Genomic DNA, 17,710 nt, shown 5'->3' with positions numbered 1-17,710 from the left:
CACAAGAGGAGATTATTATGAACTTTAAAGACCTAGAATATTTCCAACGCTTAGTGCGCGAAAAGAGTTTCACAAAGGTTGCAAATGCCTTTCATGTCAGTCAACCAACCATTACTTACGCAGTGAAACGATTAGAAGATGAATTAGGAGCTGAACTCGTCTATCGTGACCAATCGCACAAGCAACTGATTATCACCCAATCTGGGCTGATTTTATCTCGTCACATTTCAAATATTTTAAAAGAGATTACGATCGCTGTTACCGAGATTGATCGCTTGAAGGAAGAAACCTTAGATTTTGGCTTGCCACCGATCATCGGAAACTTTTATTTTCCAAAGCTCTCTTCCTACCTTTTCAAAAATAATTTGATGCAGCACATTCACTTAGTCGATGGCGGTTCTCGGGATCTTTATGGACTATTGCGCCGCGGGAAAATTGATCTTGCCTTATTAGGATCAATACAGCCGATCCGTGATGATGAATTGACCAGTGAACTGTTGATTGAAAAAAGATTTATGATCGTTGTCAGCCCGAACCACCCTTTAGCTAAACGCAAAGAGATAGCTTTCTCTGAACTGAAGGACGAACCTTTTGTGCTATTGAACGAGCATTATGTCCATCCGACTGCCTTTAAAAAGATGGCGCAGCAGGCGCATTTTGAACCGCAAATCATCTATCAAAATAGCAACTTAAATATCTTGAAAGGCATGATCCGCGAACAGATTGGTATCGGCTTTCTAGCTGAACTAGCCGTTTCTCCTGACGACCATTTAGTGATGATCCCGATTACTGATGAGCCACAGCCAACGTTTATGATTTCATTGGTTCAGCGGGAACAAATTTTAGATTCGACGATTCGTGGGCAATTAATCGAATTAATCCGTGACTTCAGTCAACAAAGAGAACATTAGCTAGCTCACAAGTAAGAGACAATTTTTCTGACGTAAAAATTCTGGAGAGTCTCGTACGCATACGATTCTGCTAAACTTCCTGTCCTTTATATTCCCAAAAAGAAATGATTATCTACTCATGTTTATTAAACTGGGAAAAGCATAACACGCAAAAAAACGAGGAAATCTGATAGATTTCCTCGTTTTTCATTAATTTAAGTTCGTTTTTCGCCGCGAGTAAAGACTGCGATACAGCCAAGCCCCGTATGACTGGCGATTGTTGTCCCTAATGGAAAGATGCGAACCTCTTTCGGTTGAATACTTTCTTCTAAATGCCGTTTTACTTCTTCTGCGCCTTCTTGGTCAGCACTGGTTGTAATAAAGATTGTTTGATTCGCTGGATCTGTCGTTGCCGCACTAATTTTATCCGCAACTAGCTGTAACGCTTTTTTACGTCCACGAATTTTTTCAACATTTTGCAGCTTGCCTTCTACATCCACTGTGATGATTGGCTTGATATTCATTAGTCCACCAATTGCAGCACTGGTTTTTGAGATGCGTCCGCCACGTTGTAAGTGATTTAAATCATCAACCGTCACCCAGTGATGATAGGTTAACTTATTTTCTTCCAACCACTGATGCAAGTCTTTTAGCGACATTCCAGCTTGTTGCTTCTGAGCAGCCTCATAGACCATCAGACCTTCACCGCCACTTGCCGCTAAAGAATCCACTACGTAGACTTCCGCATCTGGCAGGTCTTCTTTTAAGAGCTCAACAGCCTGCATCGCACTTTGATACGAACCGCTCATTCCAGAAGAAAAGCAGATATATAAAATTGGAATATTTTTCTCCGCATAGCTGCGGAAAAATTCTACATAACGACCAACATTGACCTGTGACGTTGTGGGCATTGCGCCATCTTTGATTCGTTGATAAAAATCAGCGATTTTAAAACTGCGGCCCAAGTCATCAGCGAACTCTGTTCCATCTATCGAAACATACATTGAAATAAAATCCACATTGTTTTCTTCTAGTATTTCATAAGGCACATCGCAACATGAATCTGTCAGAATCTGATACATTTTAAAACCCTCCAAACACCCGCTTAATAGTAAATCCATTTTACTAGATAATTGGTTGCTTGTCTCACAATAAGTTAGATTTGCGCCCAAACACTTTCCATAATATTCGTTTGTGTCCGGTCTGGTCCTACAGAGAAAGTAGAGATTCGTACACCCACCAACTCTGAAACACGACGAACATAGTTCCGAGCATTTTCTGGCAAGTCTGCTAGATCCCGACAACCAGTAATATCTTCACTCCAACCAGGTAGTTCTTCATAGACTGGTTTGCAGCGATTTAATTCCTTCAAGCTTGCTGGATAATGATAAATCAATTCTCCATCTAGCTCATAAGCTGTACAAATCTTGACCGTTTCCAAACCGCTCAAAACATCAATTGAGTTCAAAGAAAGATTGGTAATGCCTGAAACACGTTTTGAGTGACGCATAACCACAGAGTCAAACCAGCCAACCCGACGTGGACGGCCAGTTGTTGTTCCATATTCACGACCAACTTCGCGGATCTGATCGCCTACTTCATCAAATAGTTCCGTTGGGAAAGGTCCATCACCAACGCGTGACGTATAAGCTTTACATACTCCTACGACTTTATCGATCTTAGATGGTCCAACACCGCTACCGATCGTGACACCGCCGGCAACCGGATTAGAAGAGGTAACAAATGGATAAGTCCCTTGATCAATATCCAGCATCACACCTTGCGCACCTTCAAACAGGACACGTTTACCTTGATCCAACGCATCGTTTAAGATCACGGATGTATCCGTTACGTATTGTTTAATTTGTTGACCATATTCATAATACTCTTCAAAAATATCATCAAAGCTCATCGCCTCGTCATCAAACATTTTGACGAATTGACGATTCTTTTCTTCTAAGTTGATCATCAAGCGTTCTTCAAAAATTTCTTTATCCAATAAATCAGCCACGCGAATACCGACACGAGCTGCCTTATCCATGTAAGCAGGTCCGATCCCTTTGATGGTCGTACCGATTTTATTTTCACCCTTTGAATCTTCCTGCAATTGGTCCAACTTGATATGGTATGGCAAGATGACATGGGCGCGATCAGAGATACGTAAGTTATCCGTCGTGACGCCGCGTTCATGTAAGTACGCCAACTCCGTAACCAATGACTTCGGATTGACGACCACACCATTTCCAATAACGCTGATTTTTTCTTTGTAGAAAATCCCAGAAGGAATCAAGTGTAATTTATATGTTTCATTGTCAAATTTGATTGTATGACCTGCATTATCTCCACCTTGGTAACGAGCAATGACTTCCGCATTCTCACTTAAAAAATCTGTGATCTTTCCTTTACCTTCATCGCCCCACTGCGTCCCTACAACTACTACAGATGACATCTGAACACCTCATTTTATTTTATTTAATCCTGAACCATTGTAACAAGAATAGCGCTGCACTTCAATGAAAATTCGAATATTAAAATATAAAGATTATAAAAACAAGGTAAATCACGAACATTAATTTTGAATAATCAGAAAAAACGATTTAAAATTCGTACGCATATCATTTTTCTAATCACGCTAAAGCGTGAAAAAAAACTGACAAAAAAGCGCAGGTTTGGGGTCTGCGCTAGAAGTCTTCTCTTGGTGATAAGGAAGAGAATTTATTGTATTCCTTAATAAAGAGCAGTTCTACAGTTCCTCGTGCCCCGCTCCGGTTTTTCTCAATAATTACTTCGATCACGTTACGGTTGGCTAGTGATTCTTCCTCTTCTTCACCTTCACGATCATAGTAATCATCACGATATAAGAAAGCAACGATATCCGCATCTTGTTCGATGGATCCTGATTCACGGATATCACTCAATACCGGACGTTTATCCTGACGTTGTTCAACCCCACGAGAAAGCTGTGACAAGGCTATGATTGGTACTTTTAATTCTTTTGCCAGCTTTTTCAATTGACGTGAAATTTCGGATACTTCCTGTTGCCGATTTTCTCGTCCAGTTCCTTCAATCAATTGCAGATAGTCAATCAGGATTAAACCAAGATTCCCTTTTTCCTTAGCCAATTTGTGACACTTTGCTCGAATTTCAGAGACTTTAATCCCGGGAGTATCGTCAATAAAAATATTGGCCCGCGACAAACTTCCCATTGCTACGATCAAGTTCTGCCATTCTTCTTCTGACAACTGACCCGTTCTTAGATGACTCGCTTCGATCGAACCTTCCGCACATAGCATCCGATTTACTAAGGATTCTGCACCCATTTCCAAGCTAAAAATAGCAACTGATTTATCGGTCTTAGTTCCCACGTTTTGGGCAATATTCAACGCAAAAGCCGTTTTCCCCACCGCTGGACGGGCTGCTAAGATAATTAGTTCCTCCGCCTGCAGGCCAGCAGTCATTTTATCCAGTGCCGCATAGCCCGTTGGTAACCCAGTGATTTCTTCATCATTTCGAGCCAACTGGTCAATATTTTCAATCGCGGTATTCAAGACCTCACTGATGGTCAAAAACCCGCTCTTATTGCGTCGTTCTGATACTTCCATGATATTACGCTCGGCAGCATCTAAAATCGTCTGTACGTCGTCTCCTTGCTCAAAACCCTCGGTCACAATGTTCGTAGCCGTTTGAATCAGATTCCGCAATAAAGACTTTTCTTCCACGATTTTGGCATAATAGCCTACGTTAGCCGCTGTCGGAACGCTCAAAGCAAGTTCAGATAAGTAACTTAAACCACCAGCATCTTCCAGCTGATTTTGTTGCTCCAATAACTCTTTGACCGTCACCACGTCAATTGCTTCATTGCGATCGTTAAGTTGAATCATTGCACGAAAAATCAATTGATGTCCACGACGATAAAAGTCCTCTGGAACTATGTACTCCATGGCCGTAATCAAAGCATCCGTCTCCAAAAAAATAGAGCCTAAAGTCGCTTGTTCAGCTTCAATACTTTGGGGTGGCACACGATCTTGTAACATTTCGCTCATGTCTGTTTACGCTCCTCTTCGTCCATCTATTTTACAAAATCTACTTGCTAAATACAACAAAGAGTATGAGGATTCTCTTAATTTCAAGAACTCTCATACTCTCTTGCAATTATTCCGTTTAAATAGATTATTCTTCCACTACATGAACTTTGATAACACCCTCAACTTCTGTATGAAGCTTTACCGGAACTTTCGTGTAGCCAAGTGTACGAATTGGATTTTCCAATTCGATTTTTCGTTTATCGATTTTCAGATCATATTGCTTCTTCAAGCCTTCAGCGATCTGCTTAGAAGGGATCGAACCAAACAAGCGTCCGTCTTCGCCGCCTTTAGCTTTGATCTCTACGACAGTCTCTTCTTTTGCTAAAAAGTCCGCTAATTTTTTGGCTTCAGCTAAAACCTCTGCCGCCTTTTTATCTTGAGCTTTCTTTTGTCCGCTTAATTCAGAGATACTGCTTTTGGTAGCTTCCTTCGCTAATTTATTCTTTAGTAAATAGTTTTGAGCGTAACCTGTTGGGACTTCCTTAATATCGCCCTTTTTTCCTTTACCTTTAACATCTTGTAAAAAAATTACTTTCATTCTTCTGTCCCCTCCGTTAACTGTTTATTAATGGCATCCAATAATTGCTCTTTCGCTTCAGCGATTGTACTATTCGGTAATTGAGTAGCAGCATTTGTGAAATGCCCGCCGCCACCTAAGGCTTCCATCACCGTTTGGACATTAACCGTCCCGGAACTTCTAGCACTGATAGCAATCACTCCATCAGTTCTTTTGATAATTACGAATGCAGCATTGATATCCACCATTGATAACAAGGTATCGGCTGTTTTGGCTGCCGTTACGCTATCATACTCATGGTCGTCAGTTCCAGTAGCGACAACAATATCATCTCTGACATAATCACTTTCACCTACTAGTTTACTGATCTCCAAATAAGATTGGATATCGGTACTCAATAGATATTGTACTAAAGAAGCATCCGCTCCACAAGTCTTTAAATAACTAGCGACATCAAATGTTCGGGCTGTTGTTCGAACGGCAAAATTCTTTGTATCCACCGTAATACCAGCTAACAACAGTGTCGCTGCCATCTTGCTCATTCTTTGTCGTTCATTACTCTCAAATTGAATGAGTTCCGTCACCAATTCTGATGCGGAAGAGGCTGAAGATTCAATATACGTCAGTAAAGATTTTTCAGGGAATTCTTCTCCTCTTCGATGATGATCAATGATCACGATATTTTCAAACTGTTCATACAGGTCCTGATCAATTGACAAAGAAGGACGATGATAGTCTACCATAACTAACAGATCACCAGCTTTGCGTTGTCTCTTAGCAGCATCTGGTGAGATCAATAAGTCCTCCAGCTCTCCATTTTTATGAATCTCTGTCAAACAACGTTCTACATCCGGAATCGTCTCCTCTTCATTGATGACAATTCGGACCTTCTTGTCATGATAACGAGCTAAACAAGCAACACCAAACGCAGATCCGATCGCATCCATGTCTGGAAACCGATGCCCCATCACAAATACATTCCCCGTTTGATTGAAGACATTCTTTAGAGCCGTGGACATTGCCCGTGAGCGTACCCGTGTCCGCTTCGCTGCACTAGCCGAATTTCCACCATAAAAAACCGGCTTATGTCCCTCAGCAGCATTTTTAACCACTACTTGATCGCCACCGCGAACCAACGCAATATCCAAATTATTTTGGGCTTCATCACCGATTACCTCCAATGATTCTGTCCCATAGCTAATTCCCATGCTGACGGTAATCAACATATCCTGTTTTTCAGCCGATACACGGATGTGCTCTAACAAGTCAAAATTATTTTCAATCATTTTTTCTAAGTCATCGTAGCGAGCAAAAAGAAAGAAGCGTTCTTCATTCACTCGTTTATAGAAAATCCGATAGGAATCCATCCAGTCAGAAATGATCGTTGTAATGAAGGAATTTAGATTCGATATTTCCTTATCGTCTCGACGATCGATGACATCGTCATAATTATCTACTGAAAGAATCCCAACGACAGCCTGTTGCTGTTTCTCTTTGTTCTCTAGCGCGTATTCCTTAGTGATATCAATTAGATAAGCAACTCGTTTTTCTTGATTTAAATCAAAATGATAGAGAATACTGCCTATCTTATAAATACTCTTTCCCTTTTCAGCTCGCTGCAGCAATTCATTGACCATATCTTGCTGATCTTCTTTTGTTAACTGCTGAATTTTCTCTGTAATTGCCGGATTTGACCACGTGAAGGTATTGTCTTTATCCCAAGTAATGATTCCTACTGGCATGTCATCAGATACATATGCTAAGGCCTCTTGAGCATGTTGAGACGCATCCTGGATTTTCTGTTGATTTGTAATTTCAACCCGTTTACGCAAGGCAATTGTATAAAACCATAACAAAAGATCAATTAATATAACAATCATGGCTGTTAAAACGTTGAACGGCAACAAGAAAATTGCAGCTAATTGAATCAGTAGTAAACAGAGTAAGAAAAAGGACCATTTTATTCTAGAATTCCTTTTCATCTAGAACCTCCTAATTCGTTTTACCTATCCATCCTCTTTTTATGCTAAATTCTAGCAAGTAGAAATGAACAGTCTAACAGTGTAATTTTATCACAATCTTCCTTAGCAAGCGACTCTCTTGAATGTTTCACGTGAAACACAAAAAAGAGACTTCAAAAGTGAAGTCTCTTTAAAATGACATTTTATTCTTCAGAAACAAATGCTAGTAAGCCCATAATACGTGCGCGTTTGATAGCGATCGTTAATTTACGTTGGTTTTTAGCGCTTGTTCCAGTTACACGACGAGGTAAAATTTTACCACGTTCGCTGATGAAACGTTTAAGTAATTCAATATCTTTATAATCGATGTACTCGATATGATTAGCAGCAATATAGTCTACTTTACGACGTTTGCGACCTCTTCTTTGTTGTGCCATTCCGTTTCCCTCCTATTCAATTGTTAGAATGGTAAATCATCATCTGAAATGTCGATTGAGGATCCACTAAATGGATCTGAATCTCGATCGAAGTCAGGCATAGTGTTCTTAGCTGACTGAGAGGATTGATTATAATTGTTGTTAAAATTATTTCCCCCACCTTGGAAGTTATCACCATCACCAGAACTTGGATTCTGTTGACGTTGCTCACTTGCAGTACGAGATTCCAGTAATTGGAAATTTTCAGCAACAACTTCAGTCACATAGACACGTTGTCCTTGCTGATTTTCATAATTTCTTGTTTGGATACGGCCAGTCACACCTAAAAGAGTTCCTTTGCGCGCATAATTAGCTAAAGTTTCTGCTGATTTCCGCCAGATTACACAATTGATAAAGTCTGCTTCGCGATTCCCGCTTTGATTCGTAAAATTACGATTCACCGCTAAGGTAAACGTTGCAACACCTGTCCCATTTGCTGTATAGCGTAAATCAGGATCCTTTGTTAAACGACCAACTAGTACAACATTATTAATCAAAGTAAAGCCAGCTCCCTTCTCGTCAATTGTTTCACGTGAAACAATTATTCTTCAATCTTAACGATCATGTGACGAATAATATCGTCATTGATTTTTGCAAGACGATCGAATTCGTTAACTGCACTAGCTGTTGTTGGTGCAGTTGCATTGACGATATGGTAGATGCCTTCACGGAATCCGTTCATTTCGTATGCGAAACGGCGTTTTTCCCAATCTTTTGAATCGATAATTTCTGCTCCATTATCTTTCAAGATTGTATCGAAACGTTCTACTAAAGCAGTTTTTGCTTCTTCATCAATGTTCGGACGAATGATGTATGTGATTTCATACTTCGTGTTTTGACTCATTGATTTTCACCTCCCTATGGACTATAAGGCTCTTAATTTTATTAAGAGCAAGGAGAGCGATCTAAATTTTATCTAGACTACTCACAAATAATCATTATACATAATCATCCTGCAAAAATCAAATGTTTCTTTACTTTAAGTTACGAAAAAAGACTGGGATTGCTCCCAGCCTTTAAAAATTTTATTCTTCTGTTTCTTTTGGTGTTTCCTCAGACGTTTCTGTTGTTTCGTTTGTTTCAGTCTCTTCCGCTTCTTCGTCTTCTTTATCAACGATTGCCATAGTCACGACTTTCGTATTTTCTTCCATTTTCATCAGACGTACACCTAACGTAGCGCGACCTGTTTGTGAAACACTGCCGACATTGAAGCGAATGATAACACCTTTGTCAGTGATCAAAAGAATGTCTTCATCACCGTTCACGACAGTCAAGCCGGCAAGAGGACCATTTTTCTCTTTGACATTTGCTGTCTTGATCCCTTTACCACCGCGACCTTTAATTGGATATTCAGAAGCCTTCGTCCGTTTACCGTAACCTTTTTCAGTGAGAACTAGAACTTCTTGATTTTCTTTCAGCACTGCTGAACCGATCACGTAGTCTTCATCACGTAGGCGAATACCACGTACACCGCTGGCTGTTCTGCCCATATCACGAACTGCTTTTTCTTTAAACGTTACAGAATAGCCATCATGAGTCCCGATAATAATTGTTTCGTCGCCTTCAGTCGACATTACGTTCACTAGCTCATCGTCTTCACGCAATCCAATCGCAATCAAGCCATTCGCACGAATGTTTGAAAAGGCAGTAACCGTGGTTCGTTTGACCGTCCCCTGCTTCGTAACAAAGAATAAGAAATGTCCGTCTTCTGCCTGTCCATTTACAGAAATCACAGCTTGGATCGTTTCACTTGAATCGATTCCCAGCAAATTAATAATCGGGATTCCCTTAGCTGTCCGTCCATATTCTGGAACTTCGTAGCCCTTCGCTCGATAGACCCGACCGCTGTTTGTGAAGAACAGTAATGTATCATGAGTTGAACAAGAGATTAATGTCTTCACGAAATCATCATCGTGAATACCCATGCCTTGTACTCCTCGTCCACCACGACGCTGTGCCCGGAATTCAGTTGATGCTACTCGCTTGATATAACCATTATTTGTCAGCGTGATAACAACATCTTCTTCTTCGATCAAATCTTCATCTTCAAGACTTAAAACTTCACCAACTAGTAATTCTGTCCGACGATCATCACCAAATTTTGTAGCGATCTCTGCTAATTCTGTACGGATAATTTCTTCCACACGCTCAGGACGCGCTAGAATGTCTTCTAAATCACTAATTGTTTTTAGTAGCTCTTGATACTCATTTTCAATTTTCTCGCGTTCTAAGCCCGTTAAACGACGTAAACGCATATCTAAGATCGCTTGTGCTTGTCGATCAGATAATTCAAAGCGTTCAATCAAAGTAGCTTTAGCAATATCATCTGAAGCAGAATTGCGAATCGTAGCAATGATCTCATCGATATGATCCAATGCAATTCGTAAACCTTCTAAGATATGCGCACGTGCTTCCGCTTTTTTCTTATCAAAGATTGTCCGACGAGTAATGACAATTTTTTGATGCTCGATATAATTTTCCAAAATCTGTTTCAAATTCAAAATTCTTGGAACACCTTTTTCAATAGCTAACATATTGAAGCTGAAAGATGTCTGCAACGACGTCATCTTGTATAAATTATTTAAAATGACTGAAGCACTGACATCACGACGAACTTCAATCACAATCCGCATTCCTTCACGAGAAGATTCATCTCGCAAATCAGTGATCCCTTCGATTCGTTTGTCTCTGTGCAATTCAGAAATTCGCTCAATTAATTTTGCTTTGTTGACCATGTACGGCAACTCGGTAACAATGACACGTTCCTTACCGTTCTTTTGTTCCTCAATTTCAATCTTCGCTCGAACAGTAATTGAACCCTTACCAGTCTCATAGGCACGACGAATACCGGATTTTCCCATAACCAAACCACCTGTAGGGAAATCTGGTCCTGGTACACACTCCATCAGTTCTTGTGTCGTAGCGTCAGGGTTTTCCATCAATAATTCAATTGCGGCGGTTACTTCTCTCAAATTATGTGGCGGAATATTCGTCGCCATTCCAACGGCGATCCCTGTTGCTCCATTGACTAATAGGTTTGGAAAGCGCGCTGGTAAGACTACAGGTTCTTGTTCACTGTCATCATAGTTTCCTTGGAAATCAACAGTGTCTTTATTGATATCTCGTAACATTTCCATTGCAATTTTGCTTAGACGGGCTTCGGTGTAACGCATCGCCGCTGCACCATCACCATCAACGGAACCAAAGTTTCCATGCCCATCTACTAACATATTGCGATAACTGAAGCTTTGCGCCATCCGGACCATTGATTCATAAATCGCACTATCACCGTGAGGATGGTATTTCCCCATTACGTCCCCAACGATACGTGCCGATTTTTTATGTGGTTTATCTGGAGTTACTCCTAATTCGTTCATTCCATATAGAATACGACGATGAACTGGTTTCAGCCCATCTCGTACATCTGGTAAAGCCCGTGCGACAATAACACTCATCGCATAATCAATGAAGGAGTCTTTCATTTCACTGGTTAGATTGACGGCCTGTATATTTTCTCTTCGATCTTCCAAATTGATCCTCCTCACTAAATATCCAAGTTTTTAACATAATGCGCATTTTCTTCGATAAACGCACGACGCGGTTCTACACGATCCCCCATCAGCATTTCAAAGACCTGATCGGCTTCAATCGCATCATCAACACTGACCTGCAGCATTAAGCGATTTTCTGGATCCATTGTAGTTTCCCACAATTGATGATCATCCATTTCACCTAACCCTTTATATCGTTGTACATTTGGTTTCGGTGTTGCTGGTAATTCAGACATTTTTTGAGCCAATTCTTCTTCCGCATTTTTACCTGGCTGGATATAAGTGATATTTTTTCCTTGCTTGATCCCATACAATGGTGGTTGAGCAATATACACATAACCAGCTTCTACGATTGGGCGCATGTATCTATAGAATAGAGTCAAAAGTAACGTCCGAATATGCGCGCCATCAACGTCGGCATCCGTCATGATGACTAATTTATGGTATCGAGCTTTAGCTACATCAAAATCAGCCCCAAAACCTGTCCCCATTGCGGTAAATAGCGAACGAATCTCTTCGTTGGCTAAAATTTTATCCATTGACGCTTTTTCCACGTTCAAAATTTTTCCGCGGATCGGCAAAATTGCTTGGAACTCACGATTTCGACCTTGTTTCGCTGAACCACCGGCCGAATCTCCTTCGACGATGAACAATTCGCATTTTTCAGGATCATTACTTGAACAATCGGCTAATTTACCAGGCAAGTTACTGATTTCTAATGCACCCTTGCGACGCGTGACTTCACGTGCACGCTTAGCAGCTAGGCGAGCCTTAGCAGCCAATATACCTTTTTCTACAATTCGACGGCCCACAGAAGGATTTTCCATCAAGAATTTCATAAAATTCTCTGAGAATAGACGATCTGTCACCGTACGTACTTCAGAGTTTCCTAATTTCGTTTTAGTTTGACCTTCAAACTGCGGTTCTGGATGTTTGATGGAGATAACAGCAGTTAAACCTTCACGGACATCTTCGCCAGAAAGATTTTCATCGTTGTCTTTCATGATTTTTTGCTTGCGGGCGTAGTCATTGATCACTCGAGTCAAAGCTGTCTTAAACCCGAATTCATGGGTCCCACCTTCATAAGTATGGATATTGTTCGCAAAACTCAAAATGTTTGTATGATACCCATCTGTATATTGCATAGCGACCTCAACAGTAATATCCTGTTGCTCGCCTTCTACAAAGACTGGTTCATCAAAAATAACTGCTTTATTGTGGTTTAAATGCTCGACATAGCTTTTAATTCCGCCTTCGTAATGATATTCTCGTAGAACTGGTTTTTCTTCTCTTTTATCTTCAATTGATAGCTTCAGACCACGGTTCAAGAAAGCCAATTCCCGTACACGTGTTGCTAATTTTTCGAAATTGAAGGTTGTTGATTCAGTAAAAATCTCAGGATCTGGTATAAAATGAACTGTCGTTCCATGCTTTTCTGTCTCGCCAATTACTTTTAGATCATCTACTACCGCACCACGTCGATAATCCTGGAAATAAATTTTACCTTCTTTGAAAACACGAACATCTAAACTTGTAGACAAAGCGTTAACAACAGAAGCTCCTACACCGTGAAGTCCACCAGATACTTTGTATCCGCCACCGCCGAACTTTCCGCCGGCATGCAGGATCGTAAAGACGGTTTCAACGGCTGGACGTCCTGTTTTCGCTTGAAGCCCGACAGGAATTCCGCGTCCATCGTCGCTAACGGTGATACTATTATCTTCTTCGATCACTACATGGATATGTGTTGCAAACCCTGCCAAAGCCTCATCAATGGAATTATCCACGATTTCCCAAACAAGGTGGTGCAAGCCTTCCGTGCTAGTTGAACCAATATACATTCCCGGACGTTTTCGAACAGCTTCTAACCCTTCTAAAACCTGGATCTGACTGGCATCGTACTCTTGAGCACGTTCTAGTAAACTCTTTTCCTCTTCTGTCATCTACGTTTCTTTCCTTTCTATCTGTCCTTGATGGACATAAAAAATATCCGGATGGACCGTCATTTTACCTTTAACATGATTTAACGTCGTTGTCGTCAAAAACGTCTGAACCTTATTTTCAATCGTCTCTAATAAATGAATCTGACGGCTATCATCAAGTTCGCTCATGACATCGTCTAAAAGTAAAATCGGATATTCTCCTGTTTCTTCCTTCATCAAATCAATCTCTGCTAATTTGACACTTAATGCAGTCGTTCGTTGTTGCCCCTGTGACCCATAAGTCTGCACATTTTGCTTATTAACTTTAAAGATCAAATCATCCCGGTGAGGACCTAAAAAAGTGTTTCCTTTGAATATTTCCCGCTTGCGATTTTTCTGTAGTTCTTTCAGAAAAATACTGCGAATTTTTTCAACATCTTCACTTTCTAGCGGTAGACTGGCATCATATTCGATCGCCAGGGTTTCTTTTTGATTAGTGATCTTACCGTGAAGATCATTAGACCAATACTCCAGCTTTTTAACAAACTGCAAACGATTGGCTAAGACCTTACTACCAAAATCTACCAACTGTTCCGTTAAAATATCGAGATAAATCTCATCTGTTTGCTTCTTTTCAGATAATTGTTTTAGATAGAGATTACGCTGCTTTAAAGTCTGCTGATATTGTGCTAAATCATAGAGATAGACCGGATTAATTTGCCCTAATTCCATATCGATAAAACGCCGTCTCGTTTGAGGACTTCCCTTTACTAAAGAAAGATCCTCTGGCGCAAACAAAATGACATTCAATTGACCGATGTAGCTGCTCAATTTTTTTTGTTCGATGTGATTGACTTTAGATTTACGGCCTTTTTTTGTCAGCAATAGTTCTAACTCCAACTCACTAGTCCCGCGTTGGATTCGACCCTTTATTTGAGCGAAATCATCCTCCCAACCAATTAGTTCTTGCTCACTACTAGTTCGATGACTACGTGTTAAAGCTAATACATAGATACTTTCTAGAAGATTCGTCTTTCCTTGAGCATTTTCACCTAAAAAAATATTCAATCGATTAGGAAATTCTAGGACAAGTTCTTGATAATTTCGGTAATTTCTCAACTCAAGCCTATTCAGCTGCATCTTGTTCTTCCTTATTTTTGACCATAAAAAAAGTTCCTACCTCAGGAATCTCGATCATCATTCCTGGATAGAGCTTTCGGCCGCGGCGGTTTTCCAACTCGCCATCTACAAATACTGTTTCTTCTGCAAGAAACCACTTGGCTTGTCCACCACTAGAGATTAAATTAATCTCTTTTAATAACTGGCCAAGCGTCATGAACTCTGTTTCTAAAAAAATTTTTTGTTTCACATTCATCCCTCATTTTCATGCTAGAAACACCTCTTTATTATACCCTTTTTTTATAGATAAAACAAATTAACTCGTTGTATTTTTCGATTTAAGAAGTTCTAAGCTGTTTTAATTAATTCACTCAAAAAAAAGTAAAAGGTCTTAAAATCGATTTTAAGACCTTTTACTGAAATTCTATCTTTTACAAAATGTTTTCATATTTTTCAAAAAATTTGTGAAACTCCATAAATTTTCTTTAGTTTGTTCGTACTGGTGTAATCAATTGAATAAAGGAGACATCCCCTTCACTAGGTTCCAAAGTAAACGGACGAATCGCTGAAATAAATTGAATCTTGATACTCATATCACCAAAAGCACGTAAAGCATCTTTCATGTAATCAGGATTAAACGAAATCTCAAGTGGGTCACCACTGACTTTTTCGTAAACTAATTCTTCTTCTACTTTACCGATTTCTGGTGAATTTCCGTAAAGAATGACTGAATTATCAGCAATTGCTAAACGCACAATATTGTTACGCCCTTCATGGGAAAGTAACGATGCACGTTCAATTGCTGCTAAAAAAGTTGGAACGGAAAAAGTAATCTCAGTGTTGAAACTTGTTGGGATTAAACGATTGGTATCGGGATAGTTTCCTTCCAACAAACGAGAGTAGAAATACATCGTTGGTGTTTTGAATAAAACTTGATTCTCCATAATACTGATTTCAACTTCAGCCTCTTCATCAGACAATGAACGAGATAATTCAACTAAACTTTTACCTGGAATAACGATATCAAAATCTTTATTTGCGTTTTCCACAGGCACAATTCGTTGACTCAAACGATGCGAGTCTGTCGCAACTGCTAATAATTGTCCGTTAGACATCGTAAAGTGAACTCCTGTTAAAATCGGACGACTTTCATGCTGAGATACAGAGAAAACAGTCTCACCAATTAATTTTGTCAACAGGTGGACAGGTAGTTTTAATTGATTTTGTTCTTCGACGACTGGCAGATGAGGATAATTATCTGCATCTAACCCATTAACTGTAAAGTGAGCTGCTCCAGAGGTAATCAATACTTGATGATTTTCTTGAACTTCCAGTGTAAAGGTTACTTCTGGTAAACGACGAATAATTTCACTGAAAAAGCGAGCCTGTAAAACAATTGTACCTGCTTCAATGATTTGTAACTCCGCTTTTTCATCATTAGCAGCCAAAAAAGTTTCAATTGAGATATCTGCGTTGCTACCAGTCAGATTTAGCCCCTCATTGTTTAATTCAATCTTTACCCCTGTTAGGATCGGAATCGTTGTTTTAGTAGAGATTGCCCGTTGAACAGTTTGTAATTCTTGAATAAAGCGTGCACGATTAATCGTAAATTTCATAATGGAACTCCTTTTTTCTTTTTATTGTTTTATTGAAAGTAATAATGCTTAATGATCGCTTTCAATTAGCTACGGCATCAAAGACTTATTAGCTTGAAGATATTTATTTATTTAATAATTTAAGTAATAAAAGTAGTAGGCCCTGTTGATCATGTGGAAAAAGTAGATTAAAGCTTGAAATAATAAGTTTTCCACTTGTGGATAAGGTGTGGATAAACACGCGTTACTTTCTATTATTTTCCACAAGTTAACCAAGTAGTAAATTTTTGATCTCTGCGATCTCTTGTTGGATACTGCTATCGTTTTTCATTAATTGACTGATTTTTTCGTGTGCATGAATGACTGTTGTATGGTCTTTCCCGCCAAATTCTGCACCGATTTTTGGTAAGGAACTTTCAGTCATTTCCCTAGCTAGATACATAGCGATTTGTCGCGGAACAACAATCGTTTTAACTCGTTTCTTCCCTTTTAAGTCTTTTACTTGGATATGATAAAACTTAGCGACTTCATCTTGAATTTTGCTGATAGAAAGCTGCGAGTTGCTGGTTCCTTTCAGGCTTTTTAAAGCGTCTGCGGCAATACTCGTTGTGATATCAGCACTGTTCATTGTGGCGAAAGCTTGTACCCGAACCAAGGCACCTTCTAGTTCGCGGATATTAGAATCAATCTGTCCAGCAATGTAACTTAAGGTATCATCAGGAATTTCAAGATTTTCTGCTTGCGCTTTTTTTCGCAGAATAGCTGTTCGTGTTTCTAGATCTGGCGGTGTAATATCAACTGATAAACCCCAAGCGAAGCGAGAAACTAGTCGTTCTTGCAGCTTAGGTATTTCATTTGGTAGACGATCGCTAGTCAAAACGATTTGTTTATTATCATTATATAAGTTCTCAAAGGTATGGAAAAATTCTTCTTGAGTAGCCTCTTTGTCAGCAAAAAACTGAATATCATCCACTAATAAGAGATCCACTTTACGATATTCCTGTCTAAATTCTTCCGAAGTTTTGTTCTTAATTGAATTGATAAAGTCATTTGCGAATGTCTCGCTAGAAACATATTTAACTTTCGCCTGCGGATTTATTGCTAGCATTTGATGGCCAATCGCGTGCATCAAATGGGTTTTACCTAAACCAACTCCTCCATAAAAGAAAAGCGGATTATAGATTGAGCCAGGTTCTTCAGCGACAACTAAAGCCGCCGCATGAGCCATCTGATTCCCTTTCCCGATTACAAAGGTATCAAATGTATATTTGGGATTAAGCATTGCTCGTTTTGTTGTCTCTACTTTGGGTGTTTCTTCTTTTTCCACAATACTGACGGGCGGTGCTTCATCTGGTGTGACAAACAGCGGCATGATCTCATCCCCTGTCACTTTAAAACCGATCTCAACGATTTTTGCTGCTAAATGTTTTTCCCAATAGCGCTTATGCAAATCACTCGTAACTTCGATCGTCAATTGATTATGTGCTAAAGATAAGGGTTTAGCTGTGCCTACCCAGGCATCATAACTGGCAGGATTGAGGTCATTTTTGTAACTGTCCTTCAATTCCTGCCAGAAATTGTCCAATGAGGTCAA

15 protein-coding genes are annotated in these 17,710 nt (G+C 39.8%); 1 reads left to right on the top strand and 14 read right to left on the bottom strand.

Annotated elements, in window-relative coordinates; translation table 11 throughout:
- The first annotated feature begins 17 nt into the window (after positions 1–17).
- Positions 18–911, top strand: a complete 894-nt coding sequence (locus IGI44_RS00075) for a LysR family transcriptional regulator (RefSeq protein ID WP_438785735.1) — start codon at positions 18–20, stop codon at positions 909–911.
- A gap of 194 nt (positions 912–1,105) precedes the next feature.
- Here the strand turns inward: IGI44_RS00075 and IGI44_RS00070 are convergent, their stop codons facing one another.
- The 14 genes from IGI44_RS00070 to dnaA form a co-directional block, all read right to left on the bottom strand.
- Positions 1,106–1,972, bottom strand: coding sequence for a DegV family protein (locus IGI44_RS00070; RefSeq protein WP_438785734.1), 867 nt, complete (start codon positions 1,970–1,972; stop codon positions 1,106–1,108).
- 74 nt (positions 1,973–2,046) lie between these two features.
- A complete protein-coding gene (locus IGI44_RS00065) occupies positions 2,047–3,339 on the bottom strand; it encodes an adenylosuccinate synthase (protein WP_438785733.1) in 1,293 nt (430 codons plus the stop codon).
- Positions 3,340–3,571: 232 nt separating this feature from the next.
- On the bottom strand, positions 3,572–4,933 hold the full coding sequence (dnaB, locus tag IGI44_RS00060) for a replicative DNA helicase (RefSeq protein WP_016179294.1): 1,362 nt from the start codon (positions 4,931–4,933) through the stop codon (positions 3,572–3,574).
- Positions 4,934–5,060: 127 nt separating this feature from the next.
- Positions 5,061–5,513, bottom strand: a complete 453-nt coding sequence (gene rplI / locus IGI44_RS00055) for a 50S ribosomal protein L9 (protein ID WP_438785732.1) — start codon at positions 5,511–5,513, stop codon at positions 5,061–5,063.
- Entirely contained in the window at positions 5,510–7,474 is a 1,965-nt protein-coding gene (locus IGI44_RS00050; protein WP_438785731.1) for a DHH family phosphoesterase, read from the bottom strand. Before IGI44_RS00050 ends, rplI begins: the two co-directional genes overlap by 4 nt.
- 182 nt (positions 7,475–7,656) lie before the next feature.
- Entirely contained in the window at positions 7,657–7,890 is a 234-nt protein-coding gene (gene rpsR / locus IGI44_RS00045; protein WP_010742563.1) for a 30S ribosomal protein S18, read from the bottom strand.
- A 23-nt stretch (positions 7,891–7,913) separates the two neighbouring features.
- Complete coding sequence (ssb, locus tag IGI44_RS00040; protein WP_438785730.1) at positions 7,914–8,426, bottom strand: single-stranded DNA-binding protein; 513 nt, start codon at positions 8,424–8,426, stop codon at positions 7,914–7,916.
- A gap of 44 nt (positions 8,427–8,470) precedes the next feature.
- Positions 8,471–8,773, bottom strand: a complete 303-nt coding sequence (rpsF, locus tag IGI44_RS00035; protein WP_010742561.1) for a 30S ribosomal protein S6 — start codon at positions 8,771–8,773, stop codon at positions 8,471–8,473.
- Between the two features lie 181 nt (positions 8,774–8,954).
- Entirely contained in the window at positions 8,955–11,459 is a 2,505-nt protein-coding gene (gene gyrA, locus IGI44_RS00030; RefSeq protein ID WP_438785729.1) for a DNA gyrase subunit A, read from the bottom strand.
- Between the two features lie 14 nt (positions 11,460–11,473).
- A complete protein-coding gene (gene gyrB / locus IGI44_RS00025) occupies positions 11,474–13,423 on the bottom strand; it encodes a DNA topoisomerase (ATP-hydrolyzing) subunit B (protein WP_438785728.1) in 1,950 nt (649 codons plus the stop codon).
- The gene (recF, locus tag IGI44_RS00020) at positions 13,424–14,542 is read right to left on the bottom strand and encodes a DNA replication/repair protein RecF (RefSeq protein WP_438785727.1); all 1,119 of its coding nucleotides are present in this window, start codon (positions 14,540–14,542) and stop codon (positions 13,424–13,426) included.
- Positions 14,529–14,771 (bottom strand): S4 domain-containing protein YaaA, encoded by a 243-nt coding sequence (gene yaaA, locus IGI44_RS00015; RefSeq protein ID WP_010747417.1) that lies wholly within the window; start codon positions 14,769–14,771, stop codon positions 14,529–14,531. Before yaaA ends, recF begins: the two co-directional genes overlap by 14 nt.
- 235 nt (positions 14,772–15,006) lie before the next feature.
- Complete coding sequence (dnaN, locus tag IGI44_RS00010) at positions 15,007–16,137, bottom strand: DNA polymerase III subunit beta (protein ID WP_438785726.1); 1,131 nt, start codon at positions 16,135–16,137, stop codon at positions 15,007–15,009.
- Between the two features lie 247 nt (positions 16,138–16,384).
- Positions 16,385–17,710 (bottom strand): chromosomal replication initiator protein DnaA (gene dnaA, locus IGI44_RS00005; RefSeq protein WP_438785725.1); only part of this gene is annotated, 1,326 nt, incomplete at its 5' end.

It is taken from the genome of Enterococcus sp. DIV0756, assembly GCF_051710745.1.
Classification (GTDB): Bacteria; Bacillota; Bacilli; order Lactobacillales; family Enterococcaceae; genus Enterococcus_A.
Note: the sequence above shows the minus strand (reverse complement) of the source record. Positions and strands in the feature narration are given on the sequence as shown.